This is a genomic window from Pseudomonas canadensis (assembly GCF_030980095.1).
GTDB lineage: Bacteria > Pseudomonadota > Gammaproteobacteria > Pseudomonadales > Pseudomonadaceae > Aquipseudomonas > Aquipseudomonas canadensis.
In genome coordinates this window covers 5717648-5732545 of record NZ_CP133298.1, presented here as the reverse complement: position 1 = coordinate 5732545, position 14898 = coordinate 5717648, and the positions used below count along the sequence as shown (strand labels likewise).

The following is a 14898-nucleotide window of genomic DNA, read 5'->3' as shown; positions in this document are numbered from 1 at the left end:
GCTAAGGCATTATGCCATTAGTGTTTTTGACGGGCATTTTGCGAGCGACTCTGCTTCAATCACGGTTCACGATTCTCTAAAGGCAGGCTTACGCCATGGAAATCTCTGGAAGCAGCGCGTTTTACTCGGGCCTGAGCAGCATTCAGACCGGGCAGAACCGTGTCGACCAGGCCGCCGGTAAAATTGCCAGCGCCGCGACGACCCAGCCCTCGGATGCGCAAAGCGACCGACTGCAAGCCAACGACCGCGCCCAGCCGTCCAACTCGGCCAGCAACATGGTCGAAATGGCCCAAGGCAAGTTCCAGGTGGAGCTCGGCGCCAAAGTCGCCAAAGCTTCGGATGAAATGCTCGGCACCCTGATCGACACCTACGCGTAATCCTCTCTCTGTCTGCACCTTGGCTTTTCTGTGGGAGTGGGCTTGCTCGCGAAAGCGGTCTTTCAGCCAATACATCAGTTGACTGATCCACCGCTTTCGCGAGCAAGCCCGCTCCCACATTTGTTCTGCATCATCCCTCTGAACTTCTATTATTTTCTGAACGCCTTGTGGCATCTCGCCACAGGCTTCTCTATGCGCACCTTTGATTCACGTCATGACAAACGGCATCCGGACGACGCTTGACATCCCCAAGTGGTAAACGTATGTTTCAAACACCTGTTTGACCGCCACAACAATTCCACGCGGTTGTTCATTCCAGATACATCAGCAGAGGTTTATCGCTATGCCTGACTACAAGGCCCCCTTGCGTGATATTCGCTTCGTTCGTGACGAACTGCTTGGCTATGAAGCGCACTATCAGAGCCTGCCGGCTTGCCAGGACGCTACCCCGGACATGGTTGACGCCATCCTTGAAGAGGGCGCCAAGTTTTGTGAGCAAGTGCTGGCACCGCTGAACCGCGTGGGTGACATCGAAGGCTGCACCTGGAGTGAGTCGGGCGTTAAAACCCCAACCGGTTTCAAAGAAGCCTACAAACAATTCGTCGAAGGCGGCTGGCCAAGCCTGGCCCACGACGTGGAGCACGGCGGCCAAGGCCTGCCGGAATCCCTGGGTCTGGCAGTCAGTGAAATGGTCGGCGCCGCCAACTGGTCGTGGGGCATGTACCCGGGCCTGTCCCACGGTGCGATGAACACCATCTCCGAGCACGGTACTCCTGAGCAGCAAGAGGCTTACCTGACCAAACTGGTGTCGGGCGAATGGACCGGCACCATGTGCCTGACCGAGCCACACTGCGGCACCGACCTGGGCATGCTGCGCACCAAGGCCGAGCCTCAGGCTGACGGTTCCTACAAAGTCTCCGGCACCAAGATCTTCATCTCGGCCGGTGAACACGACATGGCCGACAATATCGTCCACATCGTATTGGCCCGCCTGCCGGACGCACCGGCTGGCACCAAAGGTATCTCGCTGTTCATCGTGCCGAAGTTCCTGCCGAACGCCGACGGTTCGATCGGCGCGCGCAACGCCGTGACCTGTGGTTCCCTGGAACACAAGATGGGCATCCACGGCAACGCCACCTGCGTGATGAACTTCGACGCGGCGACCGGTTTCCTGATCGGCCCGGCGAACAAAGGCCTGAACTGCATGTTCACCTTTATGAACACCGCTCGCCTGGGCACCGCGCTGCAAGGTCTGTCCCACGCCGAGATCGGCTTCCAGGGCGGCCTGAAGTACGCTCGCGATCGCCTGCAAATGCGCTCCCTGACCGGCCCGAAAGCACCTGACAAAGCCGCCGACCCGATCATCGTGCACCCTGACGTGCGCCGCATGCTGCTGACCATGAAAGCCTTCGCCGAAGGCAACCGTGCGATGGTGTACTTCACCGCCAAGCAAGTGGACATCGTCAAATACGGCACCGACGACGAAGCCAAGAAACAGGCCGACGGCCTGCTGGCCTTCATGACTCCGATCGCCAAGGCGTTCATGACCGAAGTCGGCTTCGAGTCTGCCAACCACGGTGTGCAGATCTACGGCGGCCACGGCTTCATCGCCGAGTGGGGCATGGAGCAGAACGTTCGCGACAGCCGCATTTCGATGCTGTACGAAGGCACCACCGGTATCCAGGCCCTCGACCTGCTGGGCCGTAAAGTGCTGATGACCCAAGGCGAAGCGCTCAAGGGCTTCACCAAGATCGTGCACAAGTTCTGCCAGGCCAACGAAGGTAACGAAGCCGTCAAAGAGTTCGTTGCTCCGCTGGCTGCGCTGAACAAAGAGTGGGGCGAGTTGACCATGAAGGTCGGCATGGCCGCGATGAAAGACCGCGAAGAAGTGGGTGCCGCCTCGGTGGACTACCTGATGTACTCCGGTTACGCGTGCCTGGCTTACTTCTGGGCCGACATGGCGCGCCTGGCTGCCGAAAAACTGGCTGCCGGCACCACCGAAGAGGCGTTCTACACCGCCAAGCTGCAGACTGCGCGCTTCTACTTCCAGCGCATCCTGCCGCGTACCCTGGCCCATAAAGCCACCATGCTGTCGGGCGCAAACAACCTGATGGACATGAAAGAAGAAGACTTCGGCCTGGCTTACTAAGCCTTACCGGGTTCACTTCAAGAGCCGTCGCTCCTTCACGGGAGCGGCGGCTTTTTCGTTTCTTTGTAGGAGCGAGCTTGCTCGCGAAGAAACCACAGGCACCGCGTTTATTTAGGCGACCCCCGTCATCGTTGACGACCTTCGCGGGCAAGCCCGCTCCTATAGAAAGCGTTGCAACAAAAAACTCAGGGATTACCGCTGGCTGCCGTTACAGTGATGGCAATGTGATACATGCGTGCCAGGTTGTGCTTAACTGTTGGCATAAGGGCACAGTGCCATCATTTTTTTTGCGGGTCGGAGTTTTACCCTTGTCGCGCGTGTCCGCTGTACGTTTCAGTCACTTTTTACCCTCGTTGCTGCTCTTGCTGGCCGGGCTCTCGGCTGCGTACGTCAAGGACCTCAACGTCTTCTTCACGTCGCTGTTCAATGTGTTGCCGACCCTGGTGCTGTTGCTCGGCGGTTCGTATTGCGCGGTGTATCGCCGTCAGCGCGAACTGTTCCTGATGATCACGGTGTACATCGCCTACTTCCTGCTGGATACCCAGACCGATTTCTATCGCGACAACGGCCGCGTGCGCGAAGACGCGGCCGTGGTGTTTCACCTGTGCTGCTTGCTGTTGCCGTTGTTGTTCAGCATCTATGCCCTGTGGCAAGAGAAGACCCACCTGTTCCGCGATTTCGTCGCCCGTGGCGCGGTACTGTTAGCGGTGGGCAGCGTGGCGCTGGCGCTGGAGCAGAGTTATCCCCAAGCCGTGCTGAACTGGTTGGCGGAGATTCGCTGGCCGGCGCTGCATGGCAGTTGGATGAGCCTGATCCAGTTGTCGTATCCGATGTTCCTGATCGGTTTCCTGACCCTGGCGGCACAATACTGGTACCAGCCGCGCCCGCTGCACGCGGCGCAACTGGTGGGCCTGCTGGGCCTATTCTGGATGTTGCCGCAGACCTTCATCTTGCCGTTCACCCTGAACATCATGTGCAGCCAGGTGATGCTGATGATTGCTGCCGGCGTGGCCCACGAGGCTTATCAAATGGCCTTCCGCGATGAACTCACCGGCTTGCCTGGGCGCCGCGCACTGAACGAGCGCATGCAGCGGCTGGGGCGCAATTACGTGCTGGCGATGAGCGACGTTGACCACTTCAAGCGCTTCAACGACACCCACGGTCATGATGTCGGTGACCAGGTGCTGCGACTGGTGGCGAGCAAGCTGTCCAAGGTCAACGGCGGCGGGCGGGCTTATCGCTACGGTGGTGAAGAATTCGCCGTGGTGTTTGCCGGCAAGACGGTCGAAGAGTGCTTGCCGCACCTGGAGGAAATCCGCGAGATCATTGCGGATTACGATATCAAGCTGCGCAATTCGGACCGTCCTCAGGACGATCATCAGGGCCGTCAGCGCCGAGCGGGCAGCGGCGCTTCGAGTGTCTCGGTGACGATCAGCATCGGCGTGGCCGAGCGCCAGGCTGAGCAGCGCACGCCGGAAGAAGTGCTCAAATCCGCCGATCAGGCGCTGTATGCCGCCAAAGGCGCCGGGCGTAACTGCGTGGTCGCGGCCGGGCAAACCCGACGTGGCGCGGTGCGCATGGAGAGCGCTGCCGGTTGAGTAATGGCGCTGTATTCAGCAGCGATACAGTGATTGTCCGAGGCAATGCCCGGCAGTAGGTTGAAGCCATCTGCTGACGGAGACATTGCCATGCCTGACTACAAAGCTCCCCTTCGCGACATGCGTTTTCTGATCGACAACGTATTTGATTTCCACGGCCATTACGCCGCCTTGGGCGCCACCGATGCCAGCCCGGACATGGTCAGCGCGATTCTCGAGGAAGGCGCCAAATTCTGCGAAAACGTCCTCGCACCGCTCAACCGTAGCGGCGACGAAGAAGGCTGTCATTTTGACAACGGCGTGGTCACTACGCCCAAGGGTTTCAAGGAAGCCTTCGCCCAGTACGTGGAAGGCGGCTGGCACGGCGTGGCGGCAGACCCGGCCTACGGCGGCCAGGGCCTGCCGTCGTCGCTGGGCCTGGTGCTCAGCGAGATGATCGGCTCCAGCAACACGTCCTGGGGCATGTACCCAGGGCTGACCCACGGCGCGATGTCGGCGATCCACGCCCACGGCACCGCCGAGCAGAAAGACACGTTCCTCACCAAACTCACCACCGGCGAATGGACCGGCACCATGTGCCTCACCGAAGCCCATTGCGGCACCGACCTGGGCCTGATCAAGACCCGCGCCGTGCCCCAGGCGGATGGCAGCTATGCGGTCACCGGCAGCAAGATCTTCATCTCGGCCGGCGAACACGACATGAGCGCCAACATTATCCACCTGGTGCTGGCCAAACTGCCGGACGCACCGGCGGGCACCAAGGGTATCTCGCTGTTTATCGTGCCCAAGTTCCATGCGGATTCGGGCGAGCGTAACGCGGTGCACTGCGGCTCCATCGAACACAAGATGGGCATCAAGGGCTCTGCCACCTGCGTGTTGAACTTCGATGGCGCCAAGGGTTTTCTGATCGGTGAGGCGAACAAAGGCCTCAACTGCATGTTCACCATGATGAATCACGCGCGCCTGGGCACCGGTATGCAGGGCTTGTGCAATGGCGAAGCGAGCTTCCAGGGCGCCATCAAATACGCCAACGACCGCCTGCAGATGCGCTCGTTGACCGGTGCCAAGGCTCCAGATAAAGCCGCCGACCCGATCATCGTGCACCCCGACGTGCGCCGCATGCTGCTGACCATGAAGGCCTTCAACGAAGGCAACCGCGCACTGACCTACTTCACCGCACAGTTGCTCGACACCGCGCACCTGAGCGGCGACGCCACCCAACGTCAGGACGCCGAAGACCTGCTGGCGTTCCTCACCCCCATCTGCAAAGCCTTCATGACCGACACCGGCCTTGAGGTGACCAACCACGGCATGCAGATCTTCGGCGGCCACGGCTACATCCGCGAATGGGGCATGGAACAACTGGCCCGCGACGCACGGATTGCGCCGATCTATGAAGGCACCAACGGCATTCAGGCCCTCGACCTGCTGGGGCGCAAGGTGCTGGGCAGCCAGGGCAAGTTGCTGCGTGGGTTTACCAAGATCGTGCATAAGTTCTGCGCGGCTAATGCCGAGCACCCGCAGCTCAAGGCCTATGTGGCGCAGCTCAGCCAGCTGAACGGAGAGTGGGGCGAACTGACCACTAAAGTCGGCATGGCCGCGATGAAGAACCCCGATGAAGTCGGTGCGGCGGCCGTGGATTACTTGATGTACAGCGGCTACGTGATCCTTGCCTACCTGTGGCTGCGTATGGCGATGGCTGCCCTTGAGCAACCGGACTCGGATTTCTCCAAGGCCAAGCTCGCGACCTGCGACTTCTATTTCAAGCGCCTGCTACCGCGTACCGCCACCCACCGTGCTGCGGTGGAAGCGGGCAGCGAATGCCTGATGAGTCTGCCTGCGGAGGCATTTGCGCTGTAGTGACTTAAAAATACCGATCAGTCACAAGTGGACCCTATGTGTCTGAAAAGTTGTTCGGGTACACTCTGAGCCTGTAAAACCGACTCTTACCGAATTACTTTTCACGTTCTCACGAGGTTTGCCATGGCTGATTACAAAGCGCCGCTGCGTGATATGCGCTTCGTCCTCAACGAAGTCTTTGAGGTCGCCACCACTTGGGCCCAATTGCCGGCATTGGCAGACACCGTTGACGCCGAAACCGTAGAGGCCATCCTCGAAGAAGCCGGCAAGGTCACCGCCAAATCCATCGCCCCGCTCAGCCGCGGTGGCGATGAGCAGGGTTGCCGCTGGGACAACACCGCGGTATTCACGCCGGACGGTTTTCCACAGGCCTACAAAACCTATGCCGAAGGCGGCTGGGTTGGGGTAGGTGGTGATCCGATGTTCGGCGGCATGGGTATGCCTAAGGCGGTGTCGGCCCAGGTTGAAGAGATGATCAACTCGTCGAGCCTGGCGTTCGGGTTGTACCCGATGCTGACCTCCGGCGCCTGCGTGTCGATCAACACCCACGCCAGCGAAGAACTGAAAGCCGCTTATCTGCCGAAGATGTATTCCGGTGAATGGGCCGGCTCCATGTGCCTGACCGAAGCCCACGCCGGTACTGACTTGGGGATTATCCGCACCAAGGCTGAGCCGCAGGCGGACGGTTCCTACACAGTCAGCGGTACCAAGATCTTTATCACCGGGGGTGAACACGACCTCACCGAGAACATCATCCACCTGGTGCTGGCCAAGCTGCCGGACGCACCGGCCGGTCCAAAGGGTATCTCGCTGTTCCTGGTGCCGAAATTCATGGTCAATGCCGACGGCAGCCTGGGCGCTCGCAACACCGTGAGCTGCGGTTCCATTGAGCACAAGATGGGGATCCAGGCGTCGGCGACCTGCGTGATGAACTTCGACGAAGCCGTGGGCTACCTGGTGGGTGAGCCGAACCGTGGCTTGGCCGCGATGTTCACCATGATGAACTACGAGCGCCTGGGTGTGGGCATTCAGGGCCTGGCGTCCGGCGAGCGTTCCTACCAGAACGCCATTGAATATGCGCGCGACCGCGTGCAAAGCCGCGCACCGACCGGCGCACAGCATAAAGACAAAGTGGCCGACCCGATCATCGTGCACCCCGACGTGCGCCGCATGTTGCTGACCATGAAGGCCGCGAACGAAGGTGGCCGTGCGTTCTCCACCTATGTGGCGACGCAACTGGACATCGCCAAGTTCAGCGATGATGCCGCAGCCCGTGAGCGCGCCGATAACCTGGTTGCGTTATTGACCCCGGTAGCCAAGGCGTTCTTGAGCGACCTGGGCCTGGAAACCACCGTGCTCGGCCAACAAGTGTTCGGCGGCCATGGCTATATTCGCGAGTGGGGCCAGGAGCAACTGGTGCGGGATGTGCGCATCACCCAGATCTACGAAGGCACCAACGGCATCCAGGCGCTGGACTTGATGGGGCGCAAGATCGTCGGCAGTGGTGGGGCGTTCTACACCTTGTTTGCCGATGAAATCCGCGCGTTCATTGCCTCGGCGGGTGCCGAGCTGAGTGAGTTCACCAAACCGCTGGGCGCGGCGGTGGATAGCCTGGATGAGCTGACCGCCTGGGTACTGGATCGCGCCAAGACTAACCCGAATGAAATCGGCGCGGCGTCGGTGGAGTACTTGCACGCCTTCGGCTACATGGCCTACGCGTATATGTGGGCACGCATGGCCAAGGCCGCGTTGGGCAAGGAATCTGAAGAAGACTTCTACGCAAGCAAGCTAGGCACTGCACGCTTCTACTTTGCGCGCTTGTTGCCACGTATTCACTCGCTGAGTGCGTCGGTAAAATCCGGTAGCGAATCGCTGTTCTTGCTGGATGAGGCCCTGTTCTAAGGGTTTTGAGGGCGTGTAAGCATTCTCTTACATGACGTGCTGCTAATCGTCCTCTATCGCCATATTGGATCCACGGATAATCTACTTCACATGGACGTCGCGCAGGAAGCGCAAAGCAACAACACGGACACGTAGGATTCTGCCAGGACGGCGGAGTGAAATGGATGTCAGGGAAACAGTCTGCAAAGCCCCGCTTCGGCGGGGTTTTCTTTTGCCCGCGAAAAAGTCAGCCCGCTTGAGTTCAGGACTGTGCCTGCGGGGCATTCATCACGTCTTCCAGCAGAGTGCGCAGCAACGCCACTGTCGCTTGCTGGCGTTGCACATCGCGGCACACCAGGCCGACTTTCAGCGGCACTCTGGGTTCACTCAAGGGTTTCCATAGCAGCGACTGACTGTTGTGTTCGTCCTGCGAGCGCCCCGGCAGCACCGTCGCCAGTTTTGTGTGCGGCAGACTGTCGAGAATCCCCACCATGGTGTTCAGCTCCGCCTGTACTTGCGGGCGTCTTCCGAGGTTGGACAGCTGTCCTTGCCAGATCTGCCGGACCTGGAACTCCTCCCCCAGCAGCAACATCGGCAGCTCCGCCGCCTGCTTCAGCGAGACTTTCTTGAATTCCCGCAGGGGATGGTCTTCGGGGATGACGACTTTCAGCTCATCTTCGTACAGCAACACGCCGTGCAGCCCCGGCTGGCGTGGCGGCAAGTAGCTTATGCCGATATCCAGCGAGCCGTTGAGCAGTCGTCGCTCGATTTCAAGTCCGGTCAATTCGTAGATCTGCACCACCAGATGTGGCTGGGCCTTGCGCACGCGCTCGAGCATCTGCGGCACCAGGCTGGTGTGCACGGTTTGCAACACGCCGATGGCCAAGGTGCGCATCGCCTGGCCCTTGAAGTTGCGCAGGGCTTCAACGGCTTGCTGCATGCCATCGATCAGCGGCAACGCGTGGTTGTACAACGTGTGCGCCGCCAGTGTTGGCAACAGGCGCTTGCTGCTGCGCTCGAACAGACTCACATCCAGGTTCTGTTCCAACTGGCGGATCTGCTGGGACAGCGCTGGTTGGGAGATCGACAGGCGCTCGGCGGCACGACCTACGTGGCCTTCCTCATACACCGCGACGAAATAACGCAGTTGCTTGAAATCCATAAGACTTACTTATCGAAAAAGCTGGAAAAACGAAATGGCTGTTGGCCCCTGAGGAGCCTAGTCTAGCGCCTATTCGCAGGGCTTACAGGGCCGGATCAGGCAATGAACAGCGTTTATGTTGGTGGCGTTTACATAGGCAAGGCAAAAAACCTCGAGGCAGTATTGGCGTGTCGCACCGACCAAGGTCCGATTGCTATTGGGGGTGAGCTATGAATCTGTTCCGTCGCCCCGCGCCGAGCCTGGACGATTTGATTCTCGAGGCGCCCGGCGATACGTCTACCAGCGAATCCCTGATGCCCTCCGTCGCTCGTCCGCCGCAAGTTTTCGTACGCGGCCAGGGTTCCTGGCTGTGGGACAGCGACGACCGTGCCTACCTGGATTTCAGTCAGGGCAACGCGGCCAACAGCCTCGGCCACAGCCCTCAGGTGTTGATCAAGGCGCTGGCTGACCAGACCCAGGCGCTGATCAACCCCGGCAACGGCCTGCATAACCGCGTTCAACTCAACCTGGCTGAGCGCCTGTGCCATCGCACCGGCAGCGATCAGGCGTACCTGCTCAACACCGGCGCGGAAGCCGTTGAAGCGGCGATCAAGTTGGCGCGCAAATGGGGCCAGCTGCATCGCGGGGGGGCCTATCGCATCATTAGTGCCAGCGCCGGTTGCCATGGCCGCAGTTTTGCCGCGATGTCGGCTTCGGCGGGTGGCCCGGAAAATCGTTTTGAACCGCAATTGCCCGGTTTCAGCCATGTGCCTTTTAATGACTTGCCGGCCCTGCATGCGGCAGTCGATGCGCAAACCGTCGCCATCCTGCTCGAACCGATCCAGGGCGAAGCGGGCGTCATTCCTGCAACCGAGCATTACCTCAAAGGCGTTGAGCGTTTGTGCCGTGAACTGGGGATCCTGCTGATTCTCGACGAAGTACAAACCGGCATGGGCCGCTGCGGCACCTTGCTCGCCGAGCAACAATACGGCGTACGTGCCGACATCATCACCCTCGGCAAAGGCCTGGGTGGCGGGGTCCCCTTGGCAGCACTGCTGGCGCGCGGCAAAGCCTGTTGCTTCGACGTGGGCGAGTTGGAAGGCACTCACCACGGTAATGCGCTGATGGCTTCGGCCGGGCTGGCAGTACTCGACTCCGTGCTGGAGCACGGCTTTATGGATCACGTGCGTGAGACCGGCTTGTACCTGGGCGAAGGTCTTGCGCGCCTGACCTACCGCTACGACCATGGTCAATTGCGTGGCCATGGCCTGATGTGGGGCCTGACGTTGTCGGATGATTCTGCGGATGCTGTTGTAAAAGCGGCGCTGCACGAAGGCCTGATCCTCCAAGCCCCGCAACCCAACTGCCTACGCTTCACCCCGGCCCTGACCGTGAGCAAAAGCAACGTCGACGAAATGCTCCTGCGCCTGGCCCGCGCCTTCTCCCGCGTGCGTACCGCCCAACTGCAGTGCCGCAAGGGCATCGCCGTTTAGCCCCCTTATTCCTGAACCGTCTCGCGGTCTACGCGGCGCCTCCGGCCTGATTTTTTTGGCTGGGGGCGTTTTTTTGGGCGTGTCATTTTTGGATTGAAAATGTTGATTGAGCGTTTGTGAAAACAATGGCTTTTTAGCGGGCGTCGGCAAGGACTGCCGATGGGGCACAGCGTGCTCTACTTCTAATCTATACCACTGGGTGGTATGTTTATGGGAAGGGATATCCATGAAACTCAGGTTGTTTAAAACCCGTAATTTCGCTGATGCAGCGAGCAGAGCCTGGATCTGTGATTCTGAGCTAAGAGAAGCGTTTGGCGAATTGCTCAAGGGCCAAGCGGATAATCTGGGTGGTGGTGTTTGGAAGAAGCGCCTCAAGGAAAACCGGCACCGCTCCATTGTGTTGGCAAAGGGCCGGCATTACTGGGTTTATCAATCTCTTTTTGATAAGCAGAGACAGAGCAATATCAGCCCTAAGGAATTGGGTAGGCTTCGAGCGCTGGCTAAGGTCTATGAAAACTTAAGCGAAGTACAGCTCCGATACCTGCTGGATGCCAAGGATTTTGTGGAGATACATCATGACCAAAAAATATGAAAGCGAAGTACTTGAGTCTGTTCACCAGTCAGCCCTAGCACTGTACGCAATTGGCGCCATCAGCAAAACCACGCTTCGCGAATATGACGAGGCCTGCTTATCTGCCGTCCCTGAGCAAATCCCGGCCGACCAAATCAAGCAGCTTCGTGAAAGCAGCCATGTGAGCCAACCTGTGTTCGCCCGCTACCTGAACACAAGCGCGTCCACCGTGAAAAAGTGGGAGTCCGGTGAGAAGCAACCCAGCGGCATGGCGCTCAAGTTACTGAGCATCGTGAAGAAACACGGCTTGGAGATTCTCGCCTGACAGTGGCCCAACGCCAGATCCCACTGAACCCTCACGAACGCCCAAGGTCGATTAGCTACACGGCTCACACGAGCCGATTTTCTGGAGCTTACCCATGGACATCATTCGTATCATCATCGCCATTCTGCTGCCGCCACTGGGTGTGTTCCTGCAAGTGGGTTTCGCCGGTGCATTCTGGCTGAACATCCTGCTGACCTTGTGCGGGTACTTCCCGGGCATCATCCACGCCGTGTACATCATCGCCAAGCGCTAAGGCCGTCAGCCTTTTGCGATGAGCCGTGAGTTGCGCTCGTTGCGAAAGGCCAACTGCTCGATGGTCTGGGTGGCGTGTTCGGCTTCTTCCCGCGCTTGCAGGATGATGCCGTGCTGCTCGGACTTGCTGCACACCGGGTCGGCATTGCTCGCGTCCCCCGTGAGCATGAAGGCCTGGCATCGGCAGCCGCCGAAATCCTTTTCCTTTTCATCGCATGACCGGCATGGCTCGGGCATCCAGTCATAGCCGCGAAAGCGGTTGAAGCCGAACGAGTCGTACCAGATGTGCTGCATGCTGTGGTCGCGCACATTGGGAAATTGCACCGGCATCTGTCGGGCGCCGTGACAGGGCAGGGCGGTGCCGTCCGGTGTCACGGTCAGAAAGATACTGCCCCAACCGTTCATGCAGGCTTTCGGGCGTTCTTCGTAGTAATCCGGTGTGACGAAGATCAGCTTGCACGGGTGACCTTCGGCTTCCAGCTTGGCGCGGTATTCGTTGGTGATGCGCTCGGCGCGCACCAGTTGTGCCTGGGTCGGCAACAGCCCTACACGATTGAGCTGGGCCCAGCCGTAGAACTGGCAGGTGGCGAGCTCGACGAAGTCCGCTTCCAGCGCAATACACAGCTCGATGATGCGGTCGATCTTGTCGATATTGTGCCGATGGGTGACGAAGTTCAGCACCATCGGGTAGCCGTGGGCCTTCACGGCACGGGCCATTTCCAGCTTTTGCGCGAAGGCTTTTTTCGAGCCGGCCAGCAGGTTGTTCACCTGTTCGTCGCTGGCCTGGAAGCTGATCTGGATATGGTCCAGACCGGCTTTCTTGAAGTCGCTGATCTTCTGTTCGGTCAAGCCGATGCCGGAGGTGATCAGGTTGGTGTAGAACCCCAGCCTGCGCGCCTCGGCGATCAGCTCGGCCAGATCCTGACGCACCAATGGCTCACCGCCGGAAAACCCCAGTTGTGCCGCGCCCATCTCGCGGGCTTCGCGAAACACCTTGAACCATTGCTCGGTACTCAGTTCCTTGCCCTGCTCGGCAAAGTCCAGCGGGTTGGAACAGTACGGGCACTGCAACGGGCAGCGGTAGGTCAGCTCGGCCAGTAACCACAGCGGCAAGCCAACCGGCGGTTTTTCAGGCAAGGGTAATCCAGTGCTCTGCACGGGCGACCTCCATGAAATCCTCGATGTCTTTACCGAGTTCTGGCACGCCGGGGAACTGTTTATCCAGCTCGGCAATGATCGCCGACACGTCGCGCTCGCCGTCGATCAAACCACCGATCAGCGCGGCGCTATCGTTGAGCTTGATCATGCCTTCGGGGTAGAGCAACACATGGCCTTTTTGCGCGGGCTCGTACTGGTAGCGATAGCCCGGGCGCCAGGTGGGTTTCTTGCTGCGATCAAAGCTCATAGGGGGATCCCTTTATGCCAAACCCGCTGTTCGGTCACGCTGTGATACGGCGGACGCTTGAGTTCGTAGGCCATGCTCATGGCATCCAGCATGCTCCACAAAATATCCAGTTTGAACTGGAGAATTTCCAGCATGCGCTCCTGGCCTTTACGGGTGGTGTAGTGCTGCAGGGTGATCGCCAAACCATGTTCCACATCGCGACGGGCCTGGCCCAGGCGGGTGCGGAAATATTCATAACCGGCCGGGTCGATCCACGGGTAATGCTGCGGCCAGCTGTCGAGGCGCGACTGGTGGATTTGCGGCGCGAACAGCTCAGTCAGCGAACTGCTGGCGGCTTCCTGCCAACTGGCGCGACGGGCGAAGTTGACGTAGGCGTCTACCGCAAATCGTACGCCGGGCAGTACCAATTCCTGCGAGCGCAGTTGGTCCGGGTCGAGGCCAACGGCCTGGCCCAGGCGCAACCAGGCTTCGATACCGCCGTCTTCACCGGGAGCGCCGTCGTGGTCAAGCAGGCGCTGGATCCACTCGCGGCGGATCTCGCGGTCCGGGCAATTGGCCAGGATCGCAGCGTCTTTCAGGGGGATGTTCACCTGATAGTAGAAACGGTTGGCAACCCAGCCCTGGATCTGCTCGCGGGTCGCGCGGCCTTCGTACATCGCCACATGGTACGGGTGATGGATATGGTAGAAGGCGCCCTTGGCCCGCAGGGCGGCTTCGAATTCAACGGTGGTCCACGGCGTGTCAGTCATTTCGATCGCTCCTACAATTCAATGCTCATGCCGTCGTAAGCCACTTCGACATTGCGCCGCACCAGTTCCGCTCGCTCGGCGGAGTCTTCATCGAGGATCGGGTTGGTGTTGTTGATGTGGATAAGTACTTTGCGCTGCTTGGGCAACTGTTCCAGCACTTCCAGCATGCCGCCGGGGCCGTTTTGCGCCAGGTGGCCCATCTCGCGGCCAGTGCGGGTGCCGACGCCACGGCGCTGCATTTCATCGTCATCCCACATCGTGCCGTCCACCAGCAGACAGTCGCTACCGGCCATGATCTCCAGCAGCGGCGCGTCGACCTTGCCCAGGCCTGGCGCGTAGAAGAGTTTGCCGCCGGTGCGCAGGTCTTCGACGATCAGGCCGATGTTATCGCCGGGGTGCGGGTCGAAGCGGTGCGGCGAGTAGGGCGGCGCGGCACTGCGCAGTGGCAGTGGGGTGAAGCGCAGGTTGGGGCAGGCCGGGATGCTGAAGCTGGCGTCCAGCTCGATGCGGTTCCAAGCCAGGCCGCCGTTCCAGTGGGTGAGCATGGTGAACAGCGGGAAGCCGGTGCTCAGGTCTTCATGGACCATGTCGGTACACCACACTTGGTGCGGGCAGCCTTCGCGCAGGCTCAACAGGCCGGTGGTATGGTCGATCTGGCTGTCCATCAAGATGATCGCGCTGATGCCGGTGTCCCGCAGGGCGCGGCCGGGCTGCATCGGTGCAAAGCCCTGGAGTTGCGCGCGGATATCCGGCGAGGCGTTGCACAGCACCCAGTTCACGCCATCGTCGGAGATCGCGATGGACGACTGGGTGCGCGCCTGGGCCCGCAGGCTGCCATCACGAAAACCGGCGCAGTTCAGGCAGTTGCAGTTCCACTGCGGGAAACCACCGCCGGCGGCGGAACCTAGAATCTGGACAAACATGGCAGCTCCATCAAGCTCAAAACAAAAACGCCCCGGGCGAACCGAGGCGTTGTATTTCCCAGCGGATTAACGGCTGGCGAAGTACATGGTGACTTCGAAGCCGATGCGCAGATCAGTGTAAGCAGGTTTGGACCAGGTCATATTCTTACTCCTACGAAGGGATGGGACGTTTAC

Annotated in this window: 15 protein-coding genes; 9 read left to right on the top strand and 6 right to left on the bottom strand. The window is 59.9% G+C overall.

All coding sequences use genetic code 11. The annotated features are described in order from the left end of the window. Positions 1 to 95: 95 nt before the first annotated feature. The 5 genes from RB216_RS26745 to RB216_RS26725 all read left to right on the top strand — a co-directional run bounded on the left by RB216_RS26745 (position 96) and on the right by RB216_RS26725 (position 7886). Positions 96 to 377, top strand: coding sequence for a hypothetical protein (locus tag RB216_RS26745; protein ID WP_016977847.1), 282 nt, complete (start codon positions 96 to 98; stop codon positions 375 to 377). A gap of 343 nt (positions 378 to 720) precedes the next feature. Continuing rightward, positions 721 to 2526: a phenylacyl-CoA dehydrogenase gene (locus RB216_RS26740; protein ID WP_016977848.1), complete on the top strand. Its 1806-nt coding sequence runs from the start codon at positions 721 to 723 to the stop codon at positions 2524 to 2526. Between the two features lie 308 nt (positions 2527 to 2834). Further along, complete coding sequence (locus RB216_RS26735; protein ID WP_068936293.1) at positions 2835 to 4124, top strand: GGDEF domain-containing protein; 1290 nt, start codon at positions 2835 to 2837, stop codon at positions 4122 to 4124. A gap of 90 nt (positions 4125 to 4214) precedes the next feature. Next, complete coding sequence (locus RB216_RS26730; protein ID WP_308908069.1) at positions 4215 to 5984, top strand: acyl-CoA dehydrogenase C-terminal domain-containing protein; 1770 nt, start codon at positions 4215 to 4217, stop codon at positions 5982 to 5984. A 123-nt stretch (positions 5985 to 6107) separates the two neighbouring features. Continuing rightward, positions 6108 to 7886, top strand: coding sequence for an acyl-CoA dehydrogenase C-terminal domain-containing protein (locus RB216_RS26725; RefSeq protein WP_028618187.1), 1779 nt, complete (start codon positions 6108 to 6110; stop codon positions 7884 to 7886). Between the two features lie 241 nt (positions 7887 to 8127). On the opposite strand, the gene RB216_RS26720 is transcribed toward RB216_RS26725, so the two are convergent. Further along, positions 8128 to 9027 carry a LysR family transcriptional regulator gene (locus RB216_RS26720; RefSeq protein ID WP_028618186.1) on the bottom strand — a complete coding sequence of 300 codons (900 nt, stop codon included), beginning with the start codon at positions 9025 to 9027 and terminating at the stop codon, positions 8128 to 8130. A 209-nt stretch (positions 9028 to 9236) separates the two neighbouring features. On the opposite strand from RB216_RS26720, the gene RB216_RS26715 reads away from it, so the two are divergent. The 4 genes from RB216_RS26715 (at position 9237) to RB216_RS26700 (ending at position 11648) form a co-directional block, all read left to right on the top strand. Further along, positions 9237 to 10499, top strand: coding sequence for an aspartate aminotransferase family protein (locus tag RB216_RS26715; protein WP_308908068.1), 1263 nt, complete (start codon positions 9237 to 9239; stop codon positions 10497 to 10499). 226 nt (positions 10500 to 10725) lie between these two features. Continuing rightward, a complete protein-coding gene (locus RB216_RS26710; RefSeq protein ID WP_028618184.1) occupies positions 10726 to 11091 on the top strand; it encodes a type II toxin-antitoxin system RelE/ParE family toxin in 366 nt (121 codons plus the stop codon). After that, a complete protein-coding gene (locus tag RB216_RS26705; RefSeq protein ID WP_028618183.1) occupies positions 11075 to 11395 on the top strand; it encodes a helix-turn-helix domain-containing protein in 321 nt (106 codons plus the stop codon). The genes RB216_RS26710 and RB216_RS26705 overlap by 17 nt, the downstream gene beginning before the upstream one ends. Positions 11396 to 11489: 94 nt before the next feature. Continuing rightward, positions 11490 to 11648 carry a YqaE/Pmp3 family membrane protein gene (locus RB216_RS26700; protein WP_010207008.1) on the top strand — a complete coding sequence of 53 codons (159 nt, stop codon included), beginning with the start codon at positions 11490 to 11492 and terminating at the stop codon, positions 11646 to 11648. 5 nt (positions 11649 to 11653) lie between these two features. On the opposite strand, the gene pqqE is transcribed toward RB216_RS26700, so the two are convergent. From pqqE to pqqA, 5 genes are all read right to left on the bottom strand, one after another. Continuing rightward, positions 11654 to 12784, bottom strand: coding sequence for a pyrroloquinoline quinone biosynthesis protein PqqE (pqqE, locus tag RB216_RS26695; protein ID WP_050587907.1), 1131 nt, complete (start codon positions 12782 to 12784; stop codon positions 11654 to 11656). Next, on the bottom strand, positions 12777 to 13052 hold the full coding sequence (gene pqqD, locus RB216_RS26690; protein ID WP_068936301.1) for a pyrroloquinoline quinone biosynthesis peptide chaperone PqqD: 276 nt from the start codon (positions 13050 to 13052) through the stop codon (positions 12777 to 12779). The genes pqqE and pqqD overlap by 8 nt, the downstream gene beginning before the upstream one ends. Next, complete coding sequence (gene pqqC, locus RB216_RS26685; protein WP_308908067.1) at positions 13049 to 13801, bottom strand: pyrroloquinoline-quinone synthase PqqC; 753 nt, start codon at positions 13799 to 13801, stop codon at positions 13049 to 13051. The genes pqqD and pqqC overlap by 4 nt, the downstream gene beginning before the upstream one ends. A gap of 11 nt (positions 13802 to 13812) precedes the next feature. Next, positions 13813 to 14724 carry a pyrroloquinoline quinone biosynthesis protein PqqB gene (gene pqqB / locus RB216_RS26680; protein ID WP_308908066.1) on the bottom strand — a complete coding sequence of 304 codons (912 nt, stop codon included), beginning with the start codon at positions 14722 to 14724 and terminating at the stop codon, positions 13813 to 13815. A 66-nt stretch (positions 14725 to 14790) separates the two neighbouring features. Further along, entirely contained in the window at positions 14791 to 14865 is a 75-nt protein-coding gene (gene pqqA / locus RB216_RS26675; protein WP_003194766.1) for a pyrroloquinoline quinone precursor peptide PqqA, read from the bottom strand. Positions 14866 to 14898: the final 33 nt, after the last annotated feature.

Excerpts from the sequence above, each read along its gene's own strand:
- pqqC (WP_308908067.1), bottom strand. The coding sequence starts at position 13,801 with ATGACTGACACGCCGTGGACCACCGTTGAATTCGAAGCCGCCCTGCGG.
- RB216_RS26745 (WP_016977847.1), top strand. The coding sequence starts at position 96 with ATGGAAATCTCTGGAAGCAGCGCGTTTTACTCGGGCCTGAGCAGCATT.
- RB216_RS26710 (WP_028618184.1), top strand. The coding sequence starts at position 10,726 with ATGAAACTCAGGTTGTTTAAAACCCGTAATTTCGCTGATGCAGCGAGC.
- RB216_RS26700 (WP_010207008.1), top strand. The coding sequence starts at position 11,490 with ATGGACATCATTCGTATCATCATCGCCATTCTGCTGCCGCCACTGGGT.
- RB216_RS26715 (WP_308908068.1), top strand. The coding sequence starts at position 9,237 with ATGAATCTGTTCCGTCGCCCCGCGCCGAGCCTGGACGATTTGATTCTC.
- RB216_RS26725 (WP_028618187.1), top strand. The coding sequence starts at position 6,108 with ATGGCTGATTACAAAGCGCCGCTGCGTGATATGCGCTTCGTCCTCAAC.
- RB216_RS26720 (WP_028618186.1), bottom strand. The coding sequence starts at position 9,027 with ATGGATTTCAAGCAACTGCGTTATTTCGTCGCGGTGTATGAGGAAGGC.
- pqqB (WP_308908066.1), bottom strand. The coding sequence starts at position 14,724 with ATGTTTGTCCAGATTCTAGGTTCCGCCGCCGGCGGTGGTTTCCCGCAG.
- RB216_RS26730 (WP_308908069.1), top strand. The coding sequence starts at position 4,215 with ATGCCTGACTACAAAGCTCCCCTTCGCGACATGCGTTTTCTGATCGAC.
- RB216_RS26740 (WP_016977848.1), top strand. The coding sequence starts at position 721 with ATGCCTGACTACAAGGCCCCCTTGCGTGATATTCGCTTCGTTCGTGAC.
- RB216_RS26705 (WP_028618183.1), top strand. The coding sequence starts at position 11,075 with ATGACCAAAAAATATGAAAGCGAAGTACTTGAGTCTGTTCACCAGTCA.
- pqqD (WP_068936301.1), bottom strand. The coding sequence starts at position 13,052 with ATGAGCTTTGATCGCAGCAAGAAACCCACCTGGCGCCCGGGCTATCGC.